This is a genomic window from Roseovarius sp. S88 (assembly GCF_037023735.1).
Lineage (GTDB): Bacteria > Pseudomonadota > Alphaproteobacteria > Rhodobacterales > Rhodobacteraceae > Roseovarius > Roseovarius phycicola.
On record NZ_CP146069.1, the window covers coordinates 841217 to 860944 of the forward strand.

At 58.1% G+C, this 19728-nt stretch carries 21 protein-coding genes, 1 tRNA gene and 1 pseudogene; 16 read left to right on the plus strand and 7 right to left on the minus strand.

Annotation, left to right across the window (positions count from 1 at the left end):
* Positions 1–24 precede the first annotated feature (24 nt).
* On the minus strand, positions 25–1071 hold the full coding sequence (locus RZ517_RS04275; protein WP_317055854.1) for a rod shape-determining protein: 1047 nt from the start codon (positions 1069–1071) through the stop codon (positions 25–27).
* 312 nt (positions 1072–1383) lie between these two features.
* A tRNA-Thr gene (locus RZ517_RS04280) sits at positions 1384–1458 on the minus strand.
* An 88-nt stretch (positions 1459–1546) separates the two neighbouring features.
* On the opposite strand from RZ517_RS04280, the gene RZ517_RS04285 reads away from it, so the two are divergent.
* The 9 genes from RZ517_RS04285 to RZ517_RS04325 all read left to right on the plus strand — a co-directional run bounded on the left by RZ517_RS04285 (position 1547) and on the right by RZ517_RS04325 (position 7809).
* Positions 1547–1705 carry a hypothetical protein gene (locus RZ517_RS04285; protein ID WP_338550235.1) on the plus strand — a complete coding sequence of 53 codons (159 nt, stop codon included), beginning with the start codon at positions 1547–1549 and terminating at the stop codon, positions 1703–1705.
* A gap of 2 nt (positions 1706–1707) precedes the next feature.
* Positions 1708–2976 carry a UDP-N-acetylglucosamine 1-carboxyvinyltransferase gene (gene murA, locus RZ517_RS04290; RefSeq protein WP_338550236.1) on the plus strand — a complete coding sequence of 423 codons (1269 nt, stop codon included), beginning with the start codon at positions 1708–1710 and terminating at the stop codon, positions 2974–2976.
* A complete protein-coding gene (locus RZ517_RS04295; RefSeq protein ID WP_338550237.1) occupies positions 2973–3443 on the plus strand; it encodes a DUF2948 family protein in 471 nt (156 codons plus the stop codon). The genes murA and RZ517_RS04295 overlap by 4 nt, the downstream gene beginning before the upstream one ends.
* A 58-nt stretch (positions 3444–3501) precedes the next feature.
* Positions 3502–4806 carry a histidinol dehydrogenase gene (gene hisD / locus RZ517_RS04300; protein ID WP_338550238.1) on the plus strand — a complete coding sequence of 435 codons (1305 nt, stop codon included), beginning with the start codon at positions 3502–3504 and terminating at the stop codon, positions 4804–4806.
* Between the two features lie 418 nt (positions 4807–5224).
* Positions 5225–5704: a UPF0262 family protein gene (locus tag RZ517_RS04305; RefSeq protein ID WP_317055847.1), complete on the plus strand. Its 480-nt coding sequence runs from the start codon at positions 5225–5227 to the stop codon at positions 5702–5704.
* 5 nt (positions 5705–5709) lie between these two features.
* Complete coding sequence (locus tag RZ517_RS04310) at positions 5710–6171, plus strand: low molecular weight phosphatase family protein (protein ID WP_338550239.1); 462 nt, start codon at positions 5710–5712, stop codon at positions 6169–6171.
* The gene (locus RZ517_RS04315; RefSeq protein WP_338550240.1) at positions 6168–6566 is read left to right on the plus strand and encodes a ketosteroid isomerase-related protein; all 399 of its coding nucleotides are present in this window, start codon (positions 6168–6170) and stop codon (positions 6564–6566) included. Before RZ517_RS04310 ends, RZ517_RS04315 begins: the two co-directional genes overlap by 4 nt.
* Positions 6566–7216: a thioredoxin family protein gene (locus RZ517_RS04320; protein WP_338550241.1), complete on the plus strand. Its 651-nt coding sequence runs from the start codon at positions 6566–6568 to the stop codon at positions 7214–7216. The genes RZ517_RS04315 and RZ517_RS04320 overlap by 1 nt, the downstream gene beginning before the upstream one ends.
* A gap of 8 nt (positions 7217–7224) precedes the next feature.
* Positions 7225–7809: a GNAT family N-acetyltransferase gene (locus tag RZ517_RS04325; RefSeq protein ID WP_338550242.1), complete on the plus strand. Its 585-nt coding sequence runs from the start codon at positions 7225–7227 to the stop codon at positions 7807–7809.
* Here RZ517_RS04325 and RZ517_RS04330 read toward each other — a convergent pair.
* On the minus strand, positions 7806–8588 hold the full coding sequence (locus RZ517_RS04330) for a maleate cis-trans isomerase family protein (RefSeq protein ID WP_338550243.1): 783 nt from the start codon (positions 8586–8588) through the stop codon (positions 7806–7808). The two genes, RZ517_RS04325 and RZ517_RS04330, sit on opposite strands and share 4 nt — an antisense overlap.
* Before the next feature lie 202 nt (positions 8589–8790).
* On the opposite strand from RZ517_RS04330, the pseudogene RZ517_RS04335 reads away from it, so the two are divergent.
* Positions 8791–9854 (plus strand): annotated as a pseudogene (locus RZ517_RS04335) (Hint domain-containing protein).
* A 53-nt stretch (positions 9855–9907) separates the two neighbouring features.
* Here RZ517_RS04335 and RZ517_RS04340 read toward each other — a convergent pair.
* The 3 genes from RZ517_RS04340 to RZ517_RS04350 all read right to left on the minus strand — a co-directional run bounded on the left by RZ517_RS04340 (position 9908) and on the right by RZ517_RS04350 (position 13048).
* Entirely contained in the window at positions 9908–11284 is a 1377-nt protein-coding gene (locus RZ517_RS04340; protein ID WP_338550245.1) for a TRAP transporter large permease, read from the minus strand.
* Positions 11284–11961: a TRAP transporter small permease gene (locus tag RZ517_RS04345; protein ID WP_338550246.1), complete on the minus strand. Its 678-nt coding sequence runs from the start codon at positions 11959–11961 to the stop codon at positions 11284–11286. The genes RZ517_RS04340 and RZ517_RS04345 overlap by 1 nt, the downstream gene beginning before the upstream one ends.
* An 82-nt stretch (positions 11962–12043) precedes the next feature.
* On the minus strand, positions 12044–13048 hold the full coding sequence (locus tag RZ517_RS04350) for a DctP family TRAP transporter solute-binding subunit (protein WP_338550247.1): 1005 nt from the start codon (positions 13046–13048) through the stop codon (positions 12044–12046).
* A gap of 445 nt (positions 13049–13493) precedes the next feature.
* On the opposite strand from RZ517_RS04350, the gene rpsD reads away from it, so the two are divergent.
* From rpsD to RZ517_RS04370, 4 genes are all read left to right on the plus strand, one after another.
* Complete coding sequence (rpsD, locus tag RZ517_RS04355) at positions 13494–14114, plus strand: 30S ribosomal protein S4 (RefSeq protein ID WP_338550248.1); 621 nt, start codon at positions 13494–13496, stop codon at positions 14112–14114.
* A 117-nt stretch (positions 14115–14231) separates the two neighbouring features.
* The gene (gene hisC, locus RZ517_RS04360; protein WP_338550249.1) at positions 14232–15332 is read left to right on the plus strand and encodes a histidinol-phosphate transaminase; all 1101 of its coding nucleotides are present in this window, start codon (positions 14232–14234) and stop codon (positions 15330–15332) included.
* Positions 15329–16246, plus strand: coding sequence for a prephenate/arogenate dehydrogenase family protein (locus tag RZ517_RS04365; protein WP_338550250.1), 918 nt, complete (start codon positions 15329–15331; stop codon positions 16244–16246). Before hisC ends, RZ517_RS04365 begins: the two co-directional genes overlap by 4 nt.
* A 13-nt stretch (positions 16247–16259) precedes the next feature.
* Complete coding sequence (locus RZ517_RS04370) at positions 16260–16853, plus strand: extensin family protein (protein ID WP_338550251.1); 594 nt, start codon at positions 16260–16262, stop codon at positions 16851–16853.
* Here the strand turns inward: RZ517_RS04370 and RZ517_RS04375 are convergent.
* Positions 16850–17854 carry a DUF2125 domain-containing protein gene (locus tag RZ517_RS04375; protein ID WP_317055837.1) on the minus strand — a complete coding sequence of 335 codons (1005 nt, stop codon included), beginning with the start codon at positions 17852–17854 and terminating at the stop codon, positions 16850–16852. The genes RZ517_RS04370 and RZ517_RS04375 overlap by 4 nt on opposite strands.
* A gap of 81 nt (positions 17855–17935) precedes the next feature.
* Between RZ517_RS04375 and RZ517_RS04380 the strand changes: the two genes are divergently transcribed.
* The gene (locus RZ517_RS04380) at positions 17936–18466 is read left to right on the plus strand and encodes a gamma-glutamylcyclotransferase (protein WP_338550252.1); all 531 of its coding nucleotides are present in this window, start codon (positions 17936–17938) and stop codon (positions 18464–18466) included.
* 67 nt (positions 18467–18533) lie between these two features.
* Positions 18534–19724, plus strand: coding sequence for a biopolymer transporter ExbB (locus RZ517_RS04385; protein ID WP_338550253.1), 1191 nt, complete (start codon positions 18534–18536; stop codon positions 19722–19724).
* Positions 19725–19728: the final 4 nt, after the last annotated feature.

The window sequence follows — 19728 nt, forward strand, 5'->3', positions numbered from 1 at the left end:
CCCTTCCCTCAGAGGGTGGGCGTTTCAGCTGTCGTAGTCAATCGCGTGGCGCAGCTGCTTTTCGAACTCCAGCGCCTTGCCAGTGCCAAGCGCCACGCAATTCAAGCTGTCATCCGCAATCGATACGGCCAAACCAGTTTGCTCGCGCAAGGCAAGATCCAGATCCCCCAAAAGCGCGCCGCCACCGGTTAGCATCACGCCGCGGTCCACGATATCGGCGGCCAAATCGGGTGGGGTGGCTTCCAGAGCGGTCATCACCGCTTCGCAAATCTGCTGTACAGGCTCGGCCAAGGCTTCAGCCACTTGCGCTTGGCTGATTTCAGTTTCCTTGGGCACACCGTTCAAAAGGTCACGCCCCCGGATTTGCATCGAGGTGCCGCGCCCGTCATCGGGCATGCGGGCCGTGCCGATTGAGGTCTTGATCCTTTCCGCCGTGCTTTCGCCCACCAGAAGGTTCTGCTGACGGCGTAGGTAATTGATGATTGCTTCGTCCATCCGGTCACCACCGACGCGGATCGAACGTGCATACACGATGTCCCCGAGGCTCAGCACCGCGACTTCGGTGGTCCCGCCGCCGATATCGACAACCATGTTTCCGGTTGGGTCTGTGATTGGCATGCCCGCCCCGATAGCGGCCGCAATCGGCTCGGCCACCAGACCAGCGCGCCGCGCGCCCGCCGACAGCACAGATTGACGAATGGCGCGTTTCTCAACCGGTGTGGCACCATGTGGGACACAGACGATGATCTTTGGTTTCGAGAAAGACGACCGGCGATGTACCTTGCGAATGAAATGCTTGATCATTGCCTCGGCGGTGTCAAAATCGGCGATCACACCTTCACGCATAGGCCTGATGGCTTCAATGCTTCCGGGTGTGCGGCCCAGCATAAGCTTGGCATCTTCCCCAACGGCCAACACTTTCTTGACGCCATCCTTGACATGATAGGCCACGACGGATGGCTCAGACAGGATCACACCCCGTCCTTTGACGTAGACAAGCGTGTTCGCTGTCCCGAGATCGATCGCCATGTCCGACGTGAACAGGCCGGGGATTTTGTCGAAAATAGACATATCGGAATGCACCCTAATGCGATGTACTGCTACGGTTTCCGACTCTGCGGCCGGCGCTGAATGCCCTTATAGAGCGGGGTTATCCCATGCGAAAGAGGCAGTTTCCTCTCTCCCGGCGTCAACCCGCCAGCGCGGCATTTGCATCACGCATCGCGGCACAGAGATGGCCGATTGGGTGAAATTGGGCAAGCTCCGGGCGAAATTCGTGGAAAATCGGGCGTAAATGCACGCAAAACGGGACTTTTGCGGTAGATGCGTAGGCGCATTCATCAATCAAAACTTTACGGTTATTTCGGCAGCAAGGCTTGCATCTGGTGCTGCTGGGGAGGATTGAACTCCCGACCTCACCCTTACCAAGGGTGCGCTCTACCACTGAGCTACAGCAGCGCCTTGCGTGGCGCGGTGATTAGACCGTTCCGCACCCTCGCGCAAGGGTAATCTGGACGCTTTTTCATGTCTGCTGTAGAGAGACTGCATGAGCTCGAAACCCCAGACCTCCAAGCCGGGAAATGCGGCCTCAAGCCGCGAAGACCGGCTCAAGGCCGCGCTGAAGGCAAATCTTGCCCGGCGCAAACAACAGGCCCGGGCCAAAGCTGGGGAAGAGACTGAGGCAGGCAAGGACAAGGACAGTTAACCATGGATTCCATTCTCGTGACGGGCAACGGCCCGTTGAACGGCCAAATCCCGATCGCAGGGGCTAAAAATGCGTGTCTGACATTGATGCCCGCCACCTTGCTGAGCGATGCGCCTTTGACACTGACCAATACGCCGCGGCTGTCGGATATCAAAACAATGACCACGCTGCTGCAGTCCCTTGGTGTCGAAGTCACAAGCCTTCAGGAGGGGCAGGTGCTTGCGCTATCAAGTCATAACCTGACCAACCATGTGGCGGATTACGACATCGTACGCAAAATGCGCGCCTCGATCCTTGTGCTGGGGCCGATGCTGGCGCGCGATGGTCATGCGGTGGTATCGCTTCCGGGGGGCTGTGCCATTGGCGCGCGCCCGGTGGATTTGCACCTCAAGGCGCTGGAGGCGCTGGGGGCTGATCTTGAGTTGAAAGAAGGCTATGTGCACGCCAAAGCCGCTGGTGGCCTCAAAGGCGGCACTGTCGAATTTCCTTTCGTGTCCGTGGGAGCCACGGAAAACGCTGTGATGGCCGCGACATTGGCCAAGGGCACGACGATCATCAAGAACGCGGCGCGCGAACCCGAGATCGTTGATCTCGTTCATTGCCTGCAAAAGATGGGTGCGCAGATCAGCGGCGAGGGCACCAGTACCCTTGAAATTCAAGGGGTTGACCGGCTTGACGGAGCGACGCATCCGGTGGTGACGGATCGGATTGAATTGGGCACCTACATGCTGGCCCCCGCGATTTGTGGTGGCGAGGTGGAATGCCTTGGGGGGCGGATCGATCTGGTCAAATCCTTTTGCGAAAAACTGGATGCAGCCGGTGTTTCAGTGGAGGAAACCAAGGCGGGTCTCAAAGTGGCGCGCAAGAACGGCCGGGTCAGTGCCGTGGATGTGGTCACTGAACCTTTCCCCGGCTTCCCAACCGACTTGCAGGCACAGATGATGGCGCTGATGTGCACCGCCCAAGGCACCAGCATTTTGGAAGAAAAGATCTTTGAAAACCGCTTCATGCATGCACCGGAACTGATGCGCATGGGTGCGGAGATTGATGTGCATGGTGGTACGGCAACTGTCACAGGGGTCGAACGGCTGAAAGGCGCGCCGGTGATGGCCACCGATCTGCGCGCCAGTGTCTCGCTCATTCTTGCCGGGCTTGCGGCAGAGGGTGAAACGCTGGTCAATCGGGTCTATCACTTGGATCGCGGCTATGAGCGGGTCGAGGAAAAGCTCGGCCATGTCGGGGCCAAGATTGAAAGGGTTCAAGGCGAATGAGTGATGACGCTCGATTTGAAGACGGCAGCGAAACCCCTCTGAATCTGGGGGCTTTGGATGAGGACGACCTCAAGGTCATTTCGTCGCTGACGCAAGATGCGGTTTTCACGGTTGCCGACATGACCTGGCGCGCAGGAGAGCACCGCCTGGCCATACTGATCAACCGGTTCCGCTGGGAGGATGACGGTCGCGACCGTCATGGGGCGGAACGGGTGCGCAGTCTTCTGGTGATCGACAACGTACTGGGTGTATCTAGTCAAGGTGTTGACCGAAAAGAGAAAGATACAATTCTATCCGTGCTGTCCGTCACATTCGAACCGGGTGAGGATGGCGCAGGATATGTCGTTCTGACCCTGGCAGGTGACGGCGCGATCCGGGCAGAAGCAGAGGCGTTGGAAGTCAATCTACGCGATGTCACAAGACCCTACAAAGCCGTCAGTGGCAAAGCGCCGGATCATGGCGACTAACCTGCCTCTTGAGCGTATCAGACCGAGCTTGTAAGCCTCGCGGCGAAAGGATCGCCTTATGCCCGTTCGCCTAGATACCAGTTCTGCTGATTTCGAAGATGCCTTCCGTGCACTGCTGAGTGCCAAGCGCGAGGACAGCCCCGATGTGGATGCTGTCGTGGCCGAGATTATTGCTGATGTGCGGGAGCGCGGGGACGCTGCCCTGATCGAGTTGACAGCGCGATTTGACCGGCTGGAACTGACGCCTGAAACACTTCGGTTCTCACGTGCCGAAATCGACGAACTCGTTGCACAAGTACCTGATAACGAAAGCAAAGCGCTCGAGCTTGCGGCGCTTCGCATTCGCGCCTATCACGAAAAGCAAATCCCCGAAGATGCAAACTGGACAGAGGAAAACGGAGCCACTCTGGGATGGCGCTGGAGCCCGGTTTCTGCTGCAGGTCTCTATGTGCCTGGTGGTTTGGCATCCTATCCATCTTCGGTGCTGATGAACGCAATTCCGGCCAAGGTCGCAGGGGTCGATCGGCTGGCTATCGTGGTGCCCACACCGGATGGCGTGGCCAACCCCGCTGTGCTGCTGGCGGCGCGGATTGCGGGAGTGGATGAGATCTATCGCGTCGGCGGAGCACAGGCCGTCGCGGCGCTCGCCTATGGGACGGAAACGATTGACCCGGTGGATAAAATCACCGGTCCGGGCAACGCGTTTGTCGCGGCGGCCAAGCGGCGGGTTTTTGGCAAGGTGGGCATCGACATGATTGCGGGGCCATCTGAAATCCTCGTCATTGCCGATGCGGATAATGATCCCGATTGGATCGCGCTGGATATGCTCAGCCAGGCAGAGCATGACGAAAGCGCGCAGGCGATTTTGATCACCAATGATGCGGGCTTTGGGCAAGCTGTTGAAACGGCTATTGAAAACCGTCTTGAAACATTAGAGCGCCGTGCCATCGCAGGGGCCAGTTGGCGTGACTATGGGGCGGTAATCACAGTGCCCGATCTGGATGTGGCCGCACAGCTTACAGACCGGATTGCGCCCGAGCATCTGGAGCTCTGCGTGGCCGATCCAGAGGCGCTGGCGGCTCAAATCACCCACGCCGGTGCCATGTTCCTTGGCGCCTGGACGCCCGAGGCCATTGGCGACTACGTGGGCGGTCCGAACCATGTTCTGCCTACCGCGCGCTCGGCGCGGTTCTCTTCGGGGCTTAATGTTTTGGACTTCCTCAAGCGGACAACCATGGCCAAGATGACGCCAGAAGCCCTCAAAGCCATCGGCCCGGCGGCCGAAACGCTGGCCATCTCCGAGAGCCTGGAGGCGCATGGGCTGAGCGTGCGCGCACGGCTGGATCGGCTCAATCAGGGGTGATCGCCCCGAATCGTGGTTAACGTCTTTATTTTTAAGGAATTCCGACATCGGTATCGCGTCGGTAATACGTCGGTATTGCGTCGGTGCGGATGTCCGTATGGAGGCGGGTTAATGGCACGTGCGGTGGGGTGGGAAGATGGCAAGGTGTTTTGTGGGATGGTTTGGGACATTGCGCGGCCCAGGTTTTTGCCTTTCACAACGCCCAGGTAATACGCGAGACAAGCGATCAGACCTGTAGGCCGGGGTTCACCCCGGCACAGGTCATGCGTTAGCGCGGTAAACCCCGCCCTACGAATTTGTTTGTGCCCCACCCCCAAAACCACACCGTCGCAAAAACGCTGTGCTGCGTCGCGGCATTCCATTGCCCGTACACATTTCCTGCGCTAGACCTCTGGCCAGACTGCCAGTGAGATGTTCCATGAGCCGTATTTGTCATATTGAGTTGGATGACGCCAACCTGCCGCCGCCCACGCCCGAGATTGAGCAAGAGCGCAAGGTGGCGATGTTTGATCTGATCGAGGAAAACTCGTTCATTCTGCCCAAGCGCGATGATCGCATCGCGCCCGATGGTCCCTATCGTGTTGGGCTGGCCATCCGCGAAAAGCGGCTGGTGTTTGACGTGCAGACCGAAGACAACAAACCCGCGGCTGAGTTTCACCTTTCGCTCAGCCCGTTTCGGCAGGTGGTCAAGGATTACTGGGCCATTTGCGAGAGCTATTTTGATGCGGTGAAAAACCTGCCGCCGAGCCAGATTGAGACCATCGACATGGCCCGACGCGGTATTCACAATGAGGGCGCGCGCGTGCTCGAAGAACGCCTTGAGGGCAAGGCGGAGATCGACAATGACACGGCGCGGCGGCTCTTTACGCTGATCTGCGTGCTGCATTTCGGGGGCTGATGCGCATGACCGAGGAGCTTCCTCAGTCCGTTCTGTTCTGCTGTGACCACAATTCTGCGCGCTCGCCTATGGCCGAGGGCATCATGAAGAAATTCTATGGCACGGGCACCTATGTGCAATCCGCCGGTGTCATGGGGGACATGGATATTGACGGGTTTTCCATTGCCGTGTGCCAGGAAATGGATGTCGAACTGGCCCGGCACCGCACGCGCAGTTTTGACGAGATGGAAGAGTGGGGCGATGACCTGTCGTCTTTTGATCTGGTTGTGGCGCTCAGCCCGGCCAGTCAGCGCAAGGCGCTGGAATTGACGCGGGTCTTTCACTTGGATGTGGTCTATTGGCCGATTATGGACCCCACTGGGCTAGGTGAGACACGCGAGGCGAAGCTCAACGCCTATCGCCAGAGCCGCGATCAGATCATCCAGCATCTTAAGTCCCGTTGGGGCGAACCGAGGACCGAGACATGAGTGCAACAGCCACCGTTCAAGCCTATTTTGAGGCCTTTAATCGGGGCGATGTGGCCGCAATGCTGGCCTGTCTGTCCGATGATGTGGCACATCACGTCAATGAAGGGCAGGTGCGGCACGGCAAAGAGGCATTTCGCGCCTTTTGCGAACACATGAATCGGTGTTATCGCGAAGAGCTGACCGATATGGTGGTCTTTGAAGCCGAGGCGGGCCGCCGTGCAGCGGCGGAATTTATTGTGAACGGCACTTATCTTGAGACCGACGAAGGGTTGCCCGTGGCCAAAGGGCAGACCTATCGCCTCCCGGCGGGGTCGTTCTTTTCACTGACGGATGGAAAGATTTCCCGGGTCGTGACCTACTACAACCTCGCAGACTGGACGCGTCAGGTGTCATGATGTGCAGGTTGGTTTTGCTTTTCTGCCTGCTGTTTGGCGCATTGCCAAGCGCGGCGGGTGAGACCACACCCAAGCTTGACATCTTCCCGCAAGTCATTTCGAAAAGCTGCTATGGCGGTCGTGCCGAGAGCTATGATGAATGCGGGGATCAGACACGGCATCTGGCAGACGCAAAGGTGCGGGCGGAGGAGACAGGCAAGACGGTTCTGGTCATGCTCGGGGCCGAGTGGTGCATCTGGTGCCATGTGTTGAAGAACTACCTGAAGGGCGAGTCCGGGTTTTTCGAATACACGCTCGAAGGTAAGTCCGGGTACAACATGAACGAATTTGCCACTCAAGAGGACAAAGCGCAGGCCGCCGCGCTGGCTCGCTTTGCCGCCGAGAATTTTATTATTGCGGCGATTGAGGATCAGTATGCCACAGGCGCGGACCGGGTTCTTGTGAAGACCGGGGCAGGGGGTGAGCTGATCAACTGGATCCCGTTTGTCTATGCACTGGATGCGCGAGGTCAGATGACCGGGCGATTGCCCACGTTTCAGGAGCGCCCCGAGATGGAGCATCGGCGTGAAGGGGTGCTTTGGTACCGTGGTTATGATCGGGCCGTATTGCTGGAGGAGCTGAAACACCTTCGCGATCAGGCGCAAAAATGAGCCGGGCCATGATAGAGACACGTGTCCTGACCGGAGCCGCGCTTGATATGGCTCTGGATGATCTAGCGCAACTGAGGATCTCCGTCTTTCGCGACTGGCCTTATCTTTATGACGGCGATCTGGCCTATGAACGGAACTATCTGCAGACTTATCGGGACAGTGCGGACGCCATCCTGGTTGGTGCTTTTGACGGGGACCGTTTGGTGGGGGCATCGACGGGTACGCCGATGGTCGATCATGCCGAAGATTTTGCATCTGCGCTGAGTGGTGTTGGCATTGCTCTAAGTGACATCTTCTATTGCGCGGAAAGCGTGCTTTTGCCGGAGTATCGCGGCCATGGGGTGGGCCATGCGTTTTTCGATGCACGAGAGGCACATGCGCGTGGTCTTGGTTGCACGAATTCGGCGTTTTGTGGTGTGGTGCGACCGGTTGGTCATCCACTGAGGCCCACAGATCACAGGCCATTGGACGGCTTTTGGCACAAGCGGGGATATGCGCCCGTGGAGGGGGCTGTGGCGCAGTATCGCTGGAAAGATATCGACCAGCCCGGTGAGACCGATCACGACCTTCAATTCTGGATGCGGGCGCTTTAAAAGTCCCGCAACAGACGTCCCAATCCGGGCAGCTTGTCGTTGACACCTGCCAATCGCAGACAGTCCCAAAGCATTGCCTGATTGGAACAGATCACGGGTTTTCCCAAGCTCTGTTCAATCTCATCCACCACCTCAAGACTGCGCAGCGCCCCGCAACTGAGCAGCACGGCATCCGCATCGGGATTATCAATCGCGCGGGCGTAGTCCTTTATATACTCTGGCGCCACACGCACCATTTCGGTGTCATAGTGAAGCCCCATGCCATGGGCTGACAAAACCTCAATACCTGCACCCGTCAGGTAGTCGACAACGGCGGCATTCAACGCATCGGTATAGGGGCTGCCAAGCACGATCTTTTTGGCTCCAATTGCTGCCAGTGCCTTGCGAACGCCGCCTGCCAGAGAGGTTGGGGTCGCGCCGGGCACGCCTTTGGTCAATTCCTCGCAGGTCTCCTGCTCGCCCACGGCAACGGTCCCAGAGGTGCAGGCAAAACAGATCACATCAAGCCCGTCATCGGGCAAAATGCGCTGGGCGGCTCCGGCCAAAGACCCGCGCACCTGAGCCAGGCTTTCGGTCGAGATTTCGCGCGGCATTGTTGCCCGGGCAAAGAACGCACCGACGCCCGTGGGCATGTGTCGGATCATATCCTCTTCGATGGTTTGCTCATTGGGGATCAAAACAAAACCGATCCGTGCGCGCGCATGCCGTCCTTCGTCCAGTCGGGGTGAGGCGGAAAGCAGTGCGTCTGCAAAAGTGTCAGGTGGTGTTCGCGGCGTCATGTTTGGCTGTTCCCTGAATAATTTACGTTAGGTTACACCTCGCGGGTGCCAGCTCCAAAGACCAATTTTCCAAGCGTTCTGTGTCTTTGCTGCATGACACAGCGCAACTTTGTTTCTCCGAAGTAAATTCAGGACTTCCCAGAGCGAATCACTTTTGTTAACCTTTTGGACAATAAAAAAATAAAAGGCAGGCATTCAGGTAATGGAAACGAGCTTTCGTGGCACGTTTGTTATCTCCTGGTCGCAAACAGAAATAGACGGTCTAGGCGGGGCTCCTGTTGGGGCTTTGACCGTTGGGGCGACATGGTTGTGGCGTGGGGATAGCGTACGTGTGGATGGACCAAGCGGCGTTTTGCGGCTTGAGAAAACAGAACATGATGACGCGCGGCGCAAATGCGCAGCTAAAATGGTCAGGCGGCTGGTCACTGCGGCCAGGACAAACACGACACAATTGGAGACAATAACTGTCGGCGACACGCTGACCGACAGTTGTTTTGTCGTCACCAACGGGATCAAGAGCTATACGGTCACCGTGATCGAGGTCGGCGGCGGGGCGCAGCCTTTGCTGATGTTCCTTGACGATGTGCCGCCACACGAGACCGAGATGTGGGTTGTGCATCACGCATTGCAGCAAACCAAACAGACCGCGCAGGGCACCGAAGAGGGGGTGTGATCTGCTTCACGCCGGGCACGCGGATTGAAACGCCTGAAGGTCCACGGCTGGTCGAAGAACTGCGCGAAGGCGATTTTGTGCAGACCAAGGATAATGGTGCGCAAGAGGTTCAGTGGATCGGAAGCCGCAGGATGAGCGGCGCGCGGCTTTTTGCGATGCCGCATTTGCGCCCAGTGCGCATCCGACCCGGCGCTCTGGGACCGGATCGCCCGGATGCCGAGCTTTTGGTCAGCCCGGAACATCGCATGGTTCTGCAGGGTGATGTGGCGCGTGCGCTTTTCAACACGCCCGAAGTGCTGGTGGCGGCGCGGGATCTGGTGAATGACCGGTCCATTCTCGTCGATCTGGCGGTGCGCGAAGTGACCTATGTCCACATCCTTTTGTCACGGCATCAGATCCTTTGGGCCAATGGCGTGGAAACCGAAAGCTTCCACCCTGCCAGCGCGGCCCTCTCGGCACTCGATCTAGAGGACCGGCGTCGGCTTCTTGAAATTAACCCGACTTTCGAGTTCGACCCGCAATCTTATGGGGCCTTTGCACGGCGCAGCTTAACGAGGTCCGAGACGGCCATTTTGCTGCACGAAGCGTCTTAACATCTACAGATTCGAAACGGCCCGGGCGGCTCAAAAACCGCGCCGGGCGTTTTCTATTTCGTTATGATCTCAGGTCCCATCAGCGTATTCGGCAGGAAGGTCGAGATCGCTGGGATGTAGGTGACCATGATCAGGAACACGAAGAGCACCGCGAGGAAGGGCAGGGCGGCGCGGACCACCGCCATCATCGGCATTCCGGCGACGCCGGACGTCACGAATAGGTTCAGGCCCACAGGTGGCGTGATCATCCCGATCTCCATGTTCACCACCATGATGATGCCAAGGTGAATGGGGTCGATCCCAAGCTCGATGGCAATGGGAAAGACCAGCGGTGCGACGATGACCAGTAGCCCCGAAGGTTCCATGAACTGCCCGCCAATCAGCAGGATCACGTTGACCACCACCAGGAACATCACCGGCCCAAAGCCCGCATCCAACATTGCCCCGGCGATCTGTTGTGGGATTTGTTCGTCTGTCAGCACGTGTTTGAGGATCAGCGCATTGGCAATCACGAAAAGAAGCGTGACCGTCAGCTTGCCTGCCTCAAAGAGCGTGTTTTTCGTGTCTGGGTGGAAGAATACCGTGAGCAATGCTTGCGGCGCACGCAGCAGGCTTTTGTTCCTGGCGTCCCCATCGGTCGCGAGCGGCCCCATGTCTTTGTAGACAAAACTTGCGATGAAGAAGGAATAGACCGCCGCGACGGCTGCTGCCTCGGTCGGGGTGAAAATCCCGCCATAGATGCCACCCAGAATGATGACGATCAGGAACAGACCCCAGGCGGCCTCTCGGCCGGCCTCAAAGATTTCGCCCCAACCGCGCCATTCGCCCTTGGGCAGGTTCTTGACCTTGGCCATGACGTAGATGGTGATCATCAGCATGAGGCCTGCCATCAATCCGGGGATCACACCGGCGAGGAACATGCGCCCGACCGACACCTCAACCGCGGCGGCGTAAACCACCATCACGATCGAGGGCGGGATCAGGATTCCAAGTGTGCCCGCGTTACAGATCACACCGGCGGCGAATTCTTTGGTGTAGCCCACCTGTCGCATACCGGCGATGACGATTGTCCCGATGGCCACCACGGTGGCCGGCGACGAGCCGGACAGCGCGGCGAAAAGCATACAGGCAAAGACGCCGGCGATGGCCAAGCCGCCGGGCAGGTGCCCGACACAGGCGATGGAAAACCGGATGATCCTTTGAGCGACGCCACCCGTGGTCATGAAGCTGGAGGCGAGAATGAAGAACGGGATGGCCAGCAGGGTGAAGTGACCCTCAAAAGCCTCAAACAGCGTCTGAGCAATCGAAGCCAGTGATGAGTCCGAGTACCAGAGCAGGAACAAGGTCGAGCTGAGGCCAAGTGAGACCGCGATGGGCACACCGATCAGCAGAAGACCAATCACCATGCAGAAGAGAAGGGCGACTTCCATTATTTCTCTCCCTCATGGCTTGAACGAATTTCTTCCAGCTCATCCTCTACTTCGTGGCTGGCCACAAGCCGGTCCGTGTCCCCGCGCCAGATGGCCAGCGAGGCTTGCAGGAAGCGGATGGTCAAAAGCAGCATCGACACTGGCATGACGATATAGGGAACCACCTTGGGAAGCTTTTCGTAGGACTCGCCGTAGTTGATCATGTCCTCAAGAAACTTGAAGGCCGAGATCATCGGGACGTCCTGGACCTCGTAGAACGACTGAGAGCGCGCATCGAGGTTCAAACCGGTCGGGAACCAGCGCCCGGATGTGGGCGGCAGGTCGGCAAAAACGGCCCAGTAGTCATAGGAGCCTTTGAGCAGCAGGAAGGAAAACGCCAGACAGCAGGCTGCCGATATCAGGCCCAGTGTCTTGCGCGCGCCGGGCGACACCATGTTGATGATCGCATCCACACCGAGGTGGGAGCTTTTCTTGACGGCGTAAGACGCCCCCAGAAGCACCAGCCAGGCAAACATGAACACTGTCAGCTCAAGTGCCCACAGGATGTTGGAATTGAACACAAACCGCGCCACCACGTTGGCGAAGGTCACCACTGTCATCAGACCCAGGAGCACCGCGATTATGGTTTCCTCTATCTGGTCTGTGAAACTTTTGTTGCTGGGTGCGTGAGCTGTCATCTGTCCCCCTCCGGCAAGTGCTTGCAAAATGGGCGGACCATCGGGTGTGGCCCGCCCATTTTCGTATCAGTTCAAGCGCAGTTTAGCTTTGCGCTTCGTTGATCGCTTGGGCTGCGTCGATGTTTTCCTGACCGACATCGTCCTTGAACTTGTCCCAGACAGGTTTCATCACTTCGACCCATTTCGCACGTTGCTCAGGTGTCAGTGTGCGCACCACGCCACCAGCGTCTATGACGGCTTGTTTGGCTTCGGCGTTGACCTTGGTGGATTCGGCATTCCGGGTCTCGGTCACCTCGGCAAGAATGGTCAGGAACTGATCCCGGACGTCAGGCTCAAGGCTGTCGAGCCAGTCCACGGATGTCACAACCAGATAGTCGATGATGCCGTGATTGGTCTCGGTGATGCCGTCCTGCACCTCAAAGAACTTCTTGCCGTAGATGTTGGACCAGGTGTTCTCCTGTCCATCCACGGTGCCCTGCTGCAGACCACCATAGACCTCGGAGAAGGCCATTTTCTGCGGGTTACCACCGATGGCTTCCATCTGAGCCACAAGCACATCCGAGGATTGAACGCGGAACTTCAGGCCATTGGCGTCCGTGGGCTCAACCAGCGGCACATTGGCCGACATTTGCTTCATGCCATTATGCCAATAGGCCAACCCTTGCAGGCCACGGCGCTGCATGCTGTCGAGGAGTGCCTGACCGGAGTCAGAGGCCTGGAATGCGTCGACGGCGTTGATGTCGTTGAACATGAAGGGCAGGTCAAAGATACGGAACTGCTTGGTGAATTTTTCAAACTTCGACAAAGACGGTGCGGCGAGTTGCACGTCGCCTTGCAGCAAGGCTTCCAGTACTTTGTTGTCGTTGTACAAGGTCGAGTTCGGGAACACCTCCATGCACATCTTGCCGTCCATTTCCGCGTTGACGCGTTCTTGCAGCAAAGAGGCGGCGATGCCCTTGGGGTGTTTATCGGTGTTGGTCACGTGGCTGAACTTGACGACGAATTCGCCATCATCGCAGGCCGCATGTACGGCCCCAGCCGATACGGTCAGTGCGATAGCCGCTGTGACAGCAGACAGAAACTTCATGAGGTATCCTCCCAAATAAACTGAGACGTTTCAGTTGATGCGCAAAGGCGCAGTGCGGCTATGGTCATCAGGCGGGACGGTCATCTCAAGTTTTTGTTACCAGGTTAAGTGATTAAAGAATAAAAACACATATTAACAAATGCTTAGAACTAGTTTGAACCTGTGTGTGCGGCGGGAAATTGTGAAACTGTGCGAGAAACCGCACGGCAAATCGACGAATTGTGCGGAAAACCGCACAGCACCTGAGATATCTCAGGTAACGTTTGTGCCCTGATTCCTGATATATGCCTGACGATCCGTGTCTTGCTGTGTTGACACCACGACCAGCCCTTGTATAAGCGCGCCTTCATTGGTGTTGGTGGCCCCCGCAAGGGGATACCTGTCGGCCCGGCCAAATCCGGGACAAGGACAACGCCCTCTCGAAACACGAAGAGGAGATCAGTCGATGACAAAGAGAACGGCTGCCAAGTACAAAATCGACCGCCGGATGGGCGAAAATATCTGGGGTCGTCCGAAATCCCCGGTCAACCGTCGTGAATATGGCCCCGGCCAGCATGGTCAGCGCCGCAAGGCAAAGATTTCTGACTTTGGTCTGCAGTTGCGCGCCAAGCAAAAGCTGAAAGGCTATTATGGCGATCTGACTGAAAAGCAATTCCGCCGCATCTTCCGCGATGCCGAGCGAGCAAAAGGCGACACAGGCGAACTGCTCGTTGGTCTGTTGGAGCGCCGTCTTGACGCGGTTGTCTATCGCGCGAAATTTGTTCCGACGATTTTTGCCGCTCGTCAGTTTGTGAACCACAAGCATGTGCGCGTGAACGGGCAAGTTGTGAACATTCCGTCCTACCGCGTGAAGGAAGGCGACGTGATCGAAGTGCGTGATCGCTCCAAGCAACTGGCAATCGTGCTAGAGGCGGCTCAGCTGCCTGAGCGTGATGTGCCGGATTACCTTGACGTGGACCATTCGAAAATGACTGCAACTTTCGTCCGCACTCCGGGCCTCGGCGACGTGCCGTATCCGGTGATGATGGAGCCGAACCTCGTCATCGAATTCTACGCGCAGAACTAACCCGTTCTGCATAAAGTTAGAGAGGCCGCGACGGGGACCCGCCGCGGCCTTTTTCCTGTGTGAAAGGGATGGTCAAGGCGGGAGACGCTGGCTAGAACACCCCGCAGGGAGAGACCAATGACCAAAATCATGCCACAGTCCGGAATCCTTGAGATTGCGCCCTATGTCGGGGGCGCGAGCCATGTCGAGGGTGTCGCGAACGTGATCAAGCTCAGCTCGAACGAAAATCCGTTTGGGCCAAGCGATGCCGCGAAAGAGGCTTTTCGGCGCGCGGCACATGAGCTGCACCGCTATCCGTCGACGGATCATGCCGCATTGCGTAGCGCAATTGCCGAGGTGCATGGCCTGAACAGTGATCAGATCGTTTGCGGCGTGGGCAGTGACGAGATCCTGTCGCTTCTGTGTCAGGCCTATGCCGGGCCGGGGGATGAGGTTATCCATACCGAACACGGGTTTGCCATCTACAAAATCGCCGCCCTGGCCAACGGGGCGGCCCCTGTTGAGGTGCCGGAGCGCGAACGGGTGACGGACGTTGATGCCATTCTTGCGGCGTGCACGGATGCAACCAGGCTTGTCTTCATCGCCAACCCCAACAACCCTACGGGTACAATGATCGGTGAGGCGGAACTGGCGCGGCTGGCGGATGGATTGCCGCCACAGGCGATGCTGGTGATCGACGGGGCCTATGCAGAATATGTTGATGGCTACGATGGCGGCGCGTCGCTTGTCGAGACCCGCGAGAATGTCGTGATGACGCGCACGTTCTCCAAACTTTATGGCTTGGGTGGCCTGCGCGTGGGCTGGGGCTATGCGCCTACGCCTGTGATTGATGTTATCAACCGTATTCGTGGCCCCTTCAACCTCAGTCAGGCGGCCTTGGTCACGGCCGAGGCCGCTGTGCGCGACAAAGCTTGGGCCGAAAAATGCCGTTCTGAAAACACACGGCTGCGTGCCTGGCTGGCCGAGGCCCTTGCCGAGCACGGCGTCGTCTCGGACACCTCTACCGCCAATTTCGTGCTGGCGCGCTTTGCCGACCGGGCACAGGCAGAAGCCTGCGACACCTACCTTCAGGCCTCTGGTCTCATTGTGCGCCGTGTGGCGGGGTATAACCTGCCGCAGTGTCTGCGCATAACGGTGGGCGATGAACCAAGCTGTCGCAGAGTGGCCCATGCGATTGGGCAGTTCATGGGTGCAGGGGCACCCGGAGGCCAAACATGAGCCAGATTTATGACCGCGTGGCGCTCATCGGGCTAGGCCTGATCGCGTCGTCAATGTTCTGGGCCATGAAACGCGGTGGCTTAGTTAAAGAGGTGACAGGATATGCGCGGTCAGCCGAGACGCGGCAGACAGCGCGCGACATCGGATTGTGCGATGTCGTCTGTGACAGCGCCAAAGAGGCGGTGCGTGATGCTGACCTTGTGGTGCTGTGTGTGCCAGTAGGGGCGATGGGTGTGGTGGCCGAAGAAATCGCACCGGCCCTGAAACCGGGCGCGACCGTGAGTGATGTGGGCTCTGTCAAGCGCGCGGTTATTGATGCGGTTGCGCCGCATTTGCCGGATGGCGTGCATTTTGTGCCTGCGCACCCCATGGCGGGCACGGAGTATTCCGGTCCGACGTCAGGGTTTGCCGAGCTTTTTGACGAGCGCTGGACGCTGATCGTGCCCGATGGCGCGGGCGAGGAAGCCACGCAAAAACTGGAGTCGCTGTGGCAAGGCATGGGCGCTCTCACCGAACGTATGGAGGTCGAACATCACGACCAGGTCTGCGCGGTGGTCAGTCACATTCCCCATCTGATTGCCTATACGATGGTAGGGGTAGCCGATGATTTGCGCCGGGTGTCAGACCGCGAGGTTGTCAAGTTCTCGGCCGCTGGGTTTCGCGATTTCACGCGGATAGCCGCAAGTGACCCCACCATGTGGCGCGATGTGTTTCTCAACAACAAAGACGCCACACTGGATGTTCTGGGGCGTTTCAGCGAAGAGCTGTTCAAACTGCAAAGCGCCATTCGCGCAGGCGATGGCGAGCATCTGCATAGATATTTCACCCGGACACGCGAAATCCGCCGTGGTATCATCGAGGCCGGGCAAGATACTGGCGTACCGGATTTCGGACGCATCAAAAAGGCAGAGTGATATGCGAGTGGCTATGTTTTTTCCTTTAGTTCTAGCGAGTTGCGGTCTGATTGGTGGTGATAATGATGCCCCTGATCTGGTGGCGCGCGGCAATCTGTGTGGCGTGCCTGGGATTGAGGGTACTGTGATTGGCACGGTCGAAGGCCCCGGTGCCTGCGGCATCTCAAACGCGGTCTCTGTGACCTCGGTCGGCGGAGTTACGCTAAGCCAGGCGTCGAGCATGAACTGTAAGACGGCGCGCACGCTGCACAGCTGGACCACCAAGCAGGCCATTCCGACCATTGGCAACGCCGGCGGTGGCGTACGCAGCTTCAAGGTGGCGGCACACTATGCGTGTCGTACCCGCAATCATCAGCGGGGCGCGCGGTTATCAGAGCATGCGAAAGGCAATGCAATTGATATCTCGGAGTTTCGTCTGGCTGATGGCAGTGCGATTTCTGTGCTGAATGATTGGGGCGGCGGCAAGCGCGGTAAGATCCTTCGCAAATTGCACAAATCAGCCTGTGGTCCGTTTGGGACCGTGCTTGGGCCGAATTCGGACCGCCATCACCGGGATCATTTCCACTTTGACACGGCCAGCCATCGTGGCGGGGCCTTTTGCCGCTAACGCAGAACAAGCCTGGGGGCCGGGCCAATTGGTACTGGGCCAAGAAGCACCCGTCCGCCGCGCAGCCCCAAAGGAATGTCCAGAGTTTTGGGATTGCCCGCCAGTTGCGACATCAGCGACAGCCCGTCCTCAAGACTGCCTGCAAACCCTTCGGGGATCGCTCCGGTTTCAACCGCTAGCTTGAGGATATCACGCCAGTTGCGCGCCTTGATCGTGATCTCGCCTTCCGGGATGCCAGCGGCGTCCACTGTCATTTCGCCTGCGGCTTGCAATTCCAACTGCCCCCACCGCGCCTCGGCCAGTCGCAGATTGATCTTGCGTGGCTGAGGACGGGCAGTTTGGATCGCGTTAATGTCCCAAGGGGCATCAAAATCCACGGTCAGATCCGCAGACAGCGCGTCCAACGTGTCAGGCAAGGTGCCATTGGGGTCAATCTGAACCCGCCAATCGAGCGCGGGCGAAAATCCATCGGCCTTGAACCCCAACCTGTAACTGTTTTCGGCAACGGACTGGCGTTCAACCGCCAGGGTCAGCGCCTTGGCGCGGGTTGGCTCGCGTGCGCCTTCTTCCAGGACACTCAGCGCTTCGGCCGTCAGCGTTAAGCGATCCAGCGGCAGGGTTGTCGCGGCTTGCGTCACAAGGCTGGCGCGCATGTCTTCGCTGGCGAGATCATACTTTGCGAGGGGCGTCGCGATGCGCTGCTCGTTGGGCCAGACGGCAATCACGTGGTTCGGCTTGTAGCTGAGCGCGAAAATCTGAAAAAACGGTGCCTCCCAGGCGAGACCCGTTTCAGGATCGGCCAGAGAGACATCGCTGAAAGTCGTGTCGAACCGGTTGGGAAAGCCCTTGGTCTCAAGCGCAGACACCTCTGCCACCCAGCCCTCAGACCGGCGATCTTCAAACCAGGTATTAAACGCCGTGTTGACCCCAGTGGACCCCACAGCCCAATAGATCGACCAAGCCAAAGCCGCGATCACAATAACCGTTAGGAGTGCCCGCATCTGCCCGGCCCCTCTTTTCTGTACCTTTGGAATGGTGTTTAGAGCGATTGCAGAGAAGGTAAAAGCGCAAGAGGCGGGAATATGACGATGTGGGTGTTTGGCTATGGGTCGCTTGTCTGGAACCCCGGCTTCGAGCCGAGCGCGCGCGAACTGGCCACCTTGCCCGGCTATCACCGAAGTTTTTGCATGCGCTCCATCCATCACCGCGGCACAGAGGCAGAGCCGGGACTTGTTCTGGCACTTGATGAGTATCCTGAAGCTGTTTGTCGTGGCATTGCGCTGGCTGTCGCCGAGGGTCAGGAAGACAGCGTTCTTGAGTATCTGCGTGAACGCGAACTCATCTCATCGGCCTATCTGGAAAAAAATCTCGGCTTGCAGCTTGATGATGGGCGCGAGGTTGAAGCCGTGACTTATGTAGTCGACACCGATCATGTACAATATTGCGGCGGGATCGCGTTGGAAGAACAGGCACTTATCATTTCCCAAGCCGTCGGTGGGCGCGGCCCGAATGACGAATATCTCTACCAGACCCAGGCCCATCTGGCGGAGCTTGGTATCTCTGATCCTGACCTGGAGTGGCTTGTGGATCGGGTCCAGAGCCTGCGCGCATAAGACCTTGGCTTGACCGCCTTGAACGCGTAGGGTGAGCCCAAGAAAAACAGTGCCGGGAGCCGCGCAGATGGACTTGCCGGACCGTGAAGTCGAGCCGCAGTTTTCACACCCCATCAGACAGATCGTTCTGATGCTTATTGTGCTGGGGTTGACCGGCGCCGGGGCGTTTCTTTTGTTGCCAAGTGTCCTGCCGGTGTTTCAGGCCAACCCCTATCTCAACGGGTTTATCCTGTTCGTCTTTGTCATCGGCGTGCTTGCCTGCTTCTGGCAGGTCTTCCAGTTGAGCGGGTCCAAACGCTGGATCGAGGGGTTTGTCGCCAACATCCCTGGCCATGAGATCACGACGCCACCACAACTTCTGGCCCCATTGGCCACGCTTTTGCGTCAGCGCAAAGGCAAGCAGATGAAAATCGCGTCCACCTCGGCGCGGTCCATTCTGGATTCCGTAGCACAACGCATCGACGAGGCGCGGGAAATCACGCGCTATATCGTGAATATGCTGATCTTTCTGGGTCTTTTGGGGACGTTCTATGGCCTCGCCACAACGGTCCCGGCGGTGGTCGACACAATCAGGAGCCTCGCCCCGCAGGAGGGCGAAGGTGGGGTGGACGTGTTCAACCGTCTGATGACCGGTCTTGAGGCGCAGTTAGGCGGTATGGGTGTGGCCTTTGCGTCGTCTCTTTTGGGACTGGCGGGCTCACTTGTTGTGGGACTATTGGAACTCTTTGCAGGGCACGGTCAGAACCGGTTTTACCGCGAGTTGGAAGAATGGGTCTCGACCATCACGCGGGTAGGGTTTGCCGCAGGTGATGGCGATGGATCGGGTGACGCCGGGGTCATCGCCGGAGTGGTGGATCACATGGCCGAGCAGATGGAGAGCCTTCAAACCATGCTCACCCAATCAGATGTGAACCGCGCCATGGTTGATGAGAAATTGGGCCTCTTGGCGGATTCGGTTGAGCGGCTCACGCATCGGATGAGTGAGAACAATCCAATGAACGAGGCACTGGCCCGGGTGGCTCAGGGTCAGGAGGCGCTCTTGGCCAAGCTTTCGGATCAGGCCGATATGCCTAGTGACGGCATCGACGCCGAAAGCCGGATGCGCCTGCGGTCTATTGACGTGCAGATGCTGCGTATTCTTGAAGAGATCAGCGCAGGTCGACAGGAAAGCATGTCAGAGCTGCGCGGCGATCTGTCGGCGCTGACGAAATCCATTGCACAACTTGGTCTGCAAGCCCGTCGCTCGGGCGGATCATAGGAGG

What these genes read in the sequence shown, in the direction of transcription:
- RZ517_RS04385 (WP_338550253.1), top strand. Translation starts at nt 18,534, where the DNA reads ATGGACTTGCCGGACCGTGAAGTCGAGCCGCAGTTTTCACACCCCATC.
- RZ517_RS04305 (WP_317055847.1), top strand. Translation starts at nt 5,225, where the DNA reads ATGAGCCGTATTTGTCATATTGAGTTGGATGACGCCAACCTGCCGCCG.
- RZ517_RS04340 (WP_338550245.1), bottom strand. Translation starts at nt 11,284, where the DNA reads ATGGAAGTCGCCCTTCTCTTCTGCATGGTGATTGGTCTTCTGCTGATC.
- RZ517_RS04275 (WP_317055854.1), bottom strand. Translation starts at nt 1,071, where the DNA reads ATGTCTATTTTCGACAAAATCCCCGGCCTGTTCACGTCGGACATGGCG.
- hisD (WP_338550238.1), top strand. Translation starts at nt 3,502, where the DNA reads ATGCCCGTTCGCCTAGATACCAGTTCTGCTGATTTCGAAGATGCCTTC.
- murA (WP_338550236.1), top strand. Translation starts at nt 1,708, where the DNA reads ATGGATTCCATTCTCGTGACGGGCAACGGCCCGTTGAACGGCCAAATC.
- RZ517_RS04320 (WP_338550241.1), top strand. Translation starts at nt 6,566, where the DNA reads ATGTGCAGGTTGGTTTTGCTTTTCTGCCTGCTGTTTGGCGCATTGCCA.
- RZ517_RS04325 (WP_338550242.1), top strand. Translation starts at nt 7,225, where the DNA reads ATGATAGAGACACGTGTCCTGACCGGAGCCGCGCTTGATATGGCTCTG.
- RZ517_RS04295 (WP_338550237.1), top strand. Translation starts at nt 2,973, where the DNA reads ATGAGTGATGACGCTCGATTTGAAGACGGCAGCGAAACCCCTCTGAAT.
- RZ517_RS04285 (WP_338550235.1), top strand. Translation starts at nt 1,547, where the DNA reads ATGAGCTCGAAACCCCAGACCTCCAAGCCGGGAAATGCGGCCTCAAGC.
- RZ517_RS04375 (WP_317055837.1), bottom strand. Translation starts at nt 17,854, where the DNA reads ATGCGGGCACTCCTAACGGTTATTGTGATCGCGGCTTTGGCTTGGTCG.
- RZ517_RS04330 (WP_338550243.1), bottom strand. Translation starts at nt 8,588, where the DNA reads ATGACGCCGCGAACACCACCTGACACTTTTGCAGACGCACTGCTTTCC.
- RZ517_RS04345 (WP_338550246.1), bottom strand. Translation starts at nt 11,961, where the DNA reads ATGACAGCTCACGCACCCAGCAACAAAAGTTTCACAGACCAGATAGAG.
- RZ517_RS04350 (WP_338550247.1), bottom strand. Translation starts at nt 13,048, where the DNA reads ATGAAGTTTCTGTCTGCTGTCACAGCGGCTATCGCACTGACCGTATCG.
- RZ517_RS04315 (WP_338550240.1), top strand. Translation starts at nt 6,168, where the DNA reads ATGAGTGCAACAGCCACCGTTCAAGCCTATTTTGAGGCCTTTAATCGG.
- RZ517_RS04310 (WP_338550239.1), top strand. Translation starts at nt 5,710, where the DNA reads ATGACCGAGGAGCTTCCTCAGTCCGTTCTGTTCTGCTGTGACCACAAT.
- rpsD (WP_338550248.1), top strand. Translation starts at nt 13,494, where the DNA reads ATGACAAAGAGAACGGCTGCCAAGTACAAAATCGACCGCCGGATGGGC.
- RZ517_RS04370 (WP_338550251.1), top strand. Translation starts at nt 16,260, where the DNA reads ATGTTTTTTCCTTTAGTTCTAGCGAGTTGCGGTCTGATTGGTGGTGAT.
- RZ517_RS04365 (WP_338550250.1), top strand. Translation starts at nt 15,329, where the DNA reads ATGAGCCAGATTTATGACCGCGTGGCGCTCATCGGGCTAGGCCTGATC.
- hisC (WP_338550249.1), top strand. Translation starts at nt 14,232, where the DNA reads ATGACCAAAATCATGCCACAGTCCGGAATCCTTGAGATTGCGCCCTAT.
- RZ517_RS04380 (WP_338550252.1), top strand. Translation starts at nt 17,936, where the DNA reads ATGACGATGTGGGTGTTTGGCTATGGGTCGCTTGTCTGGAACCCCGGC.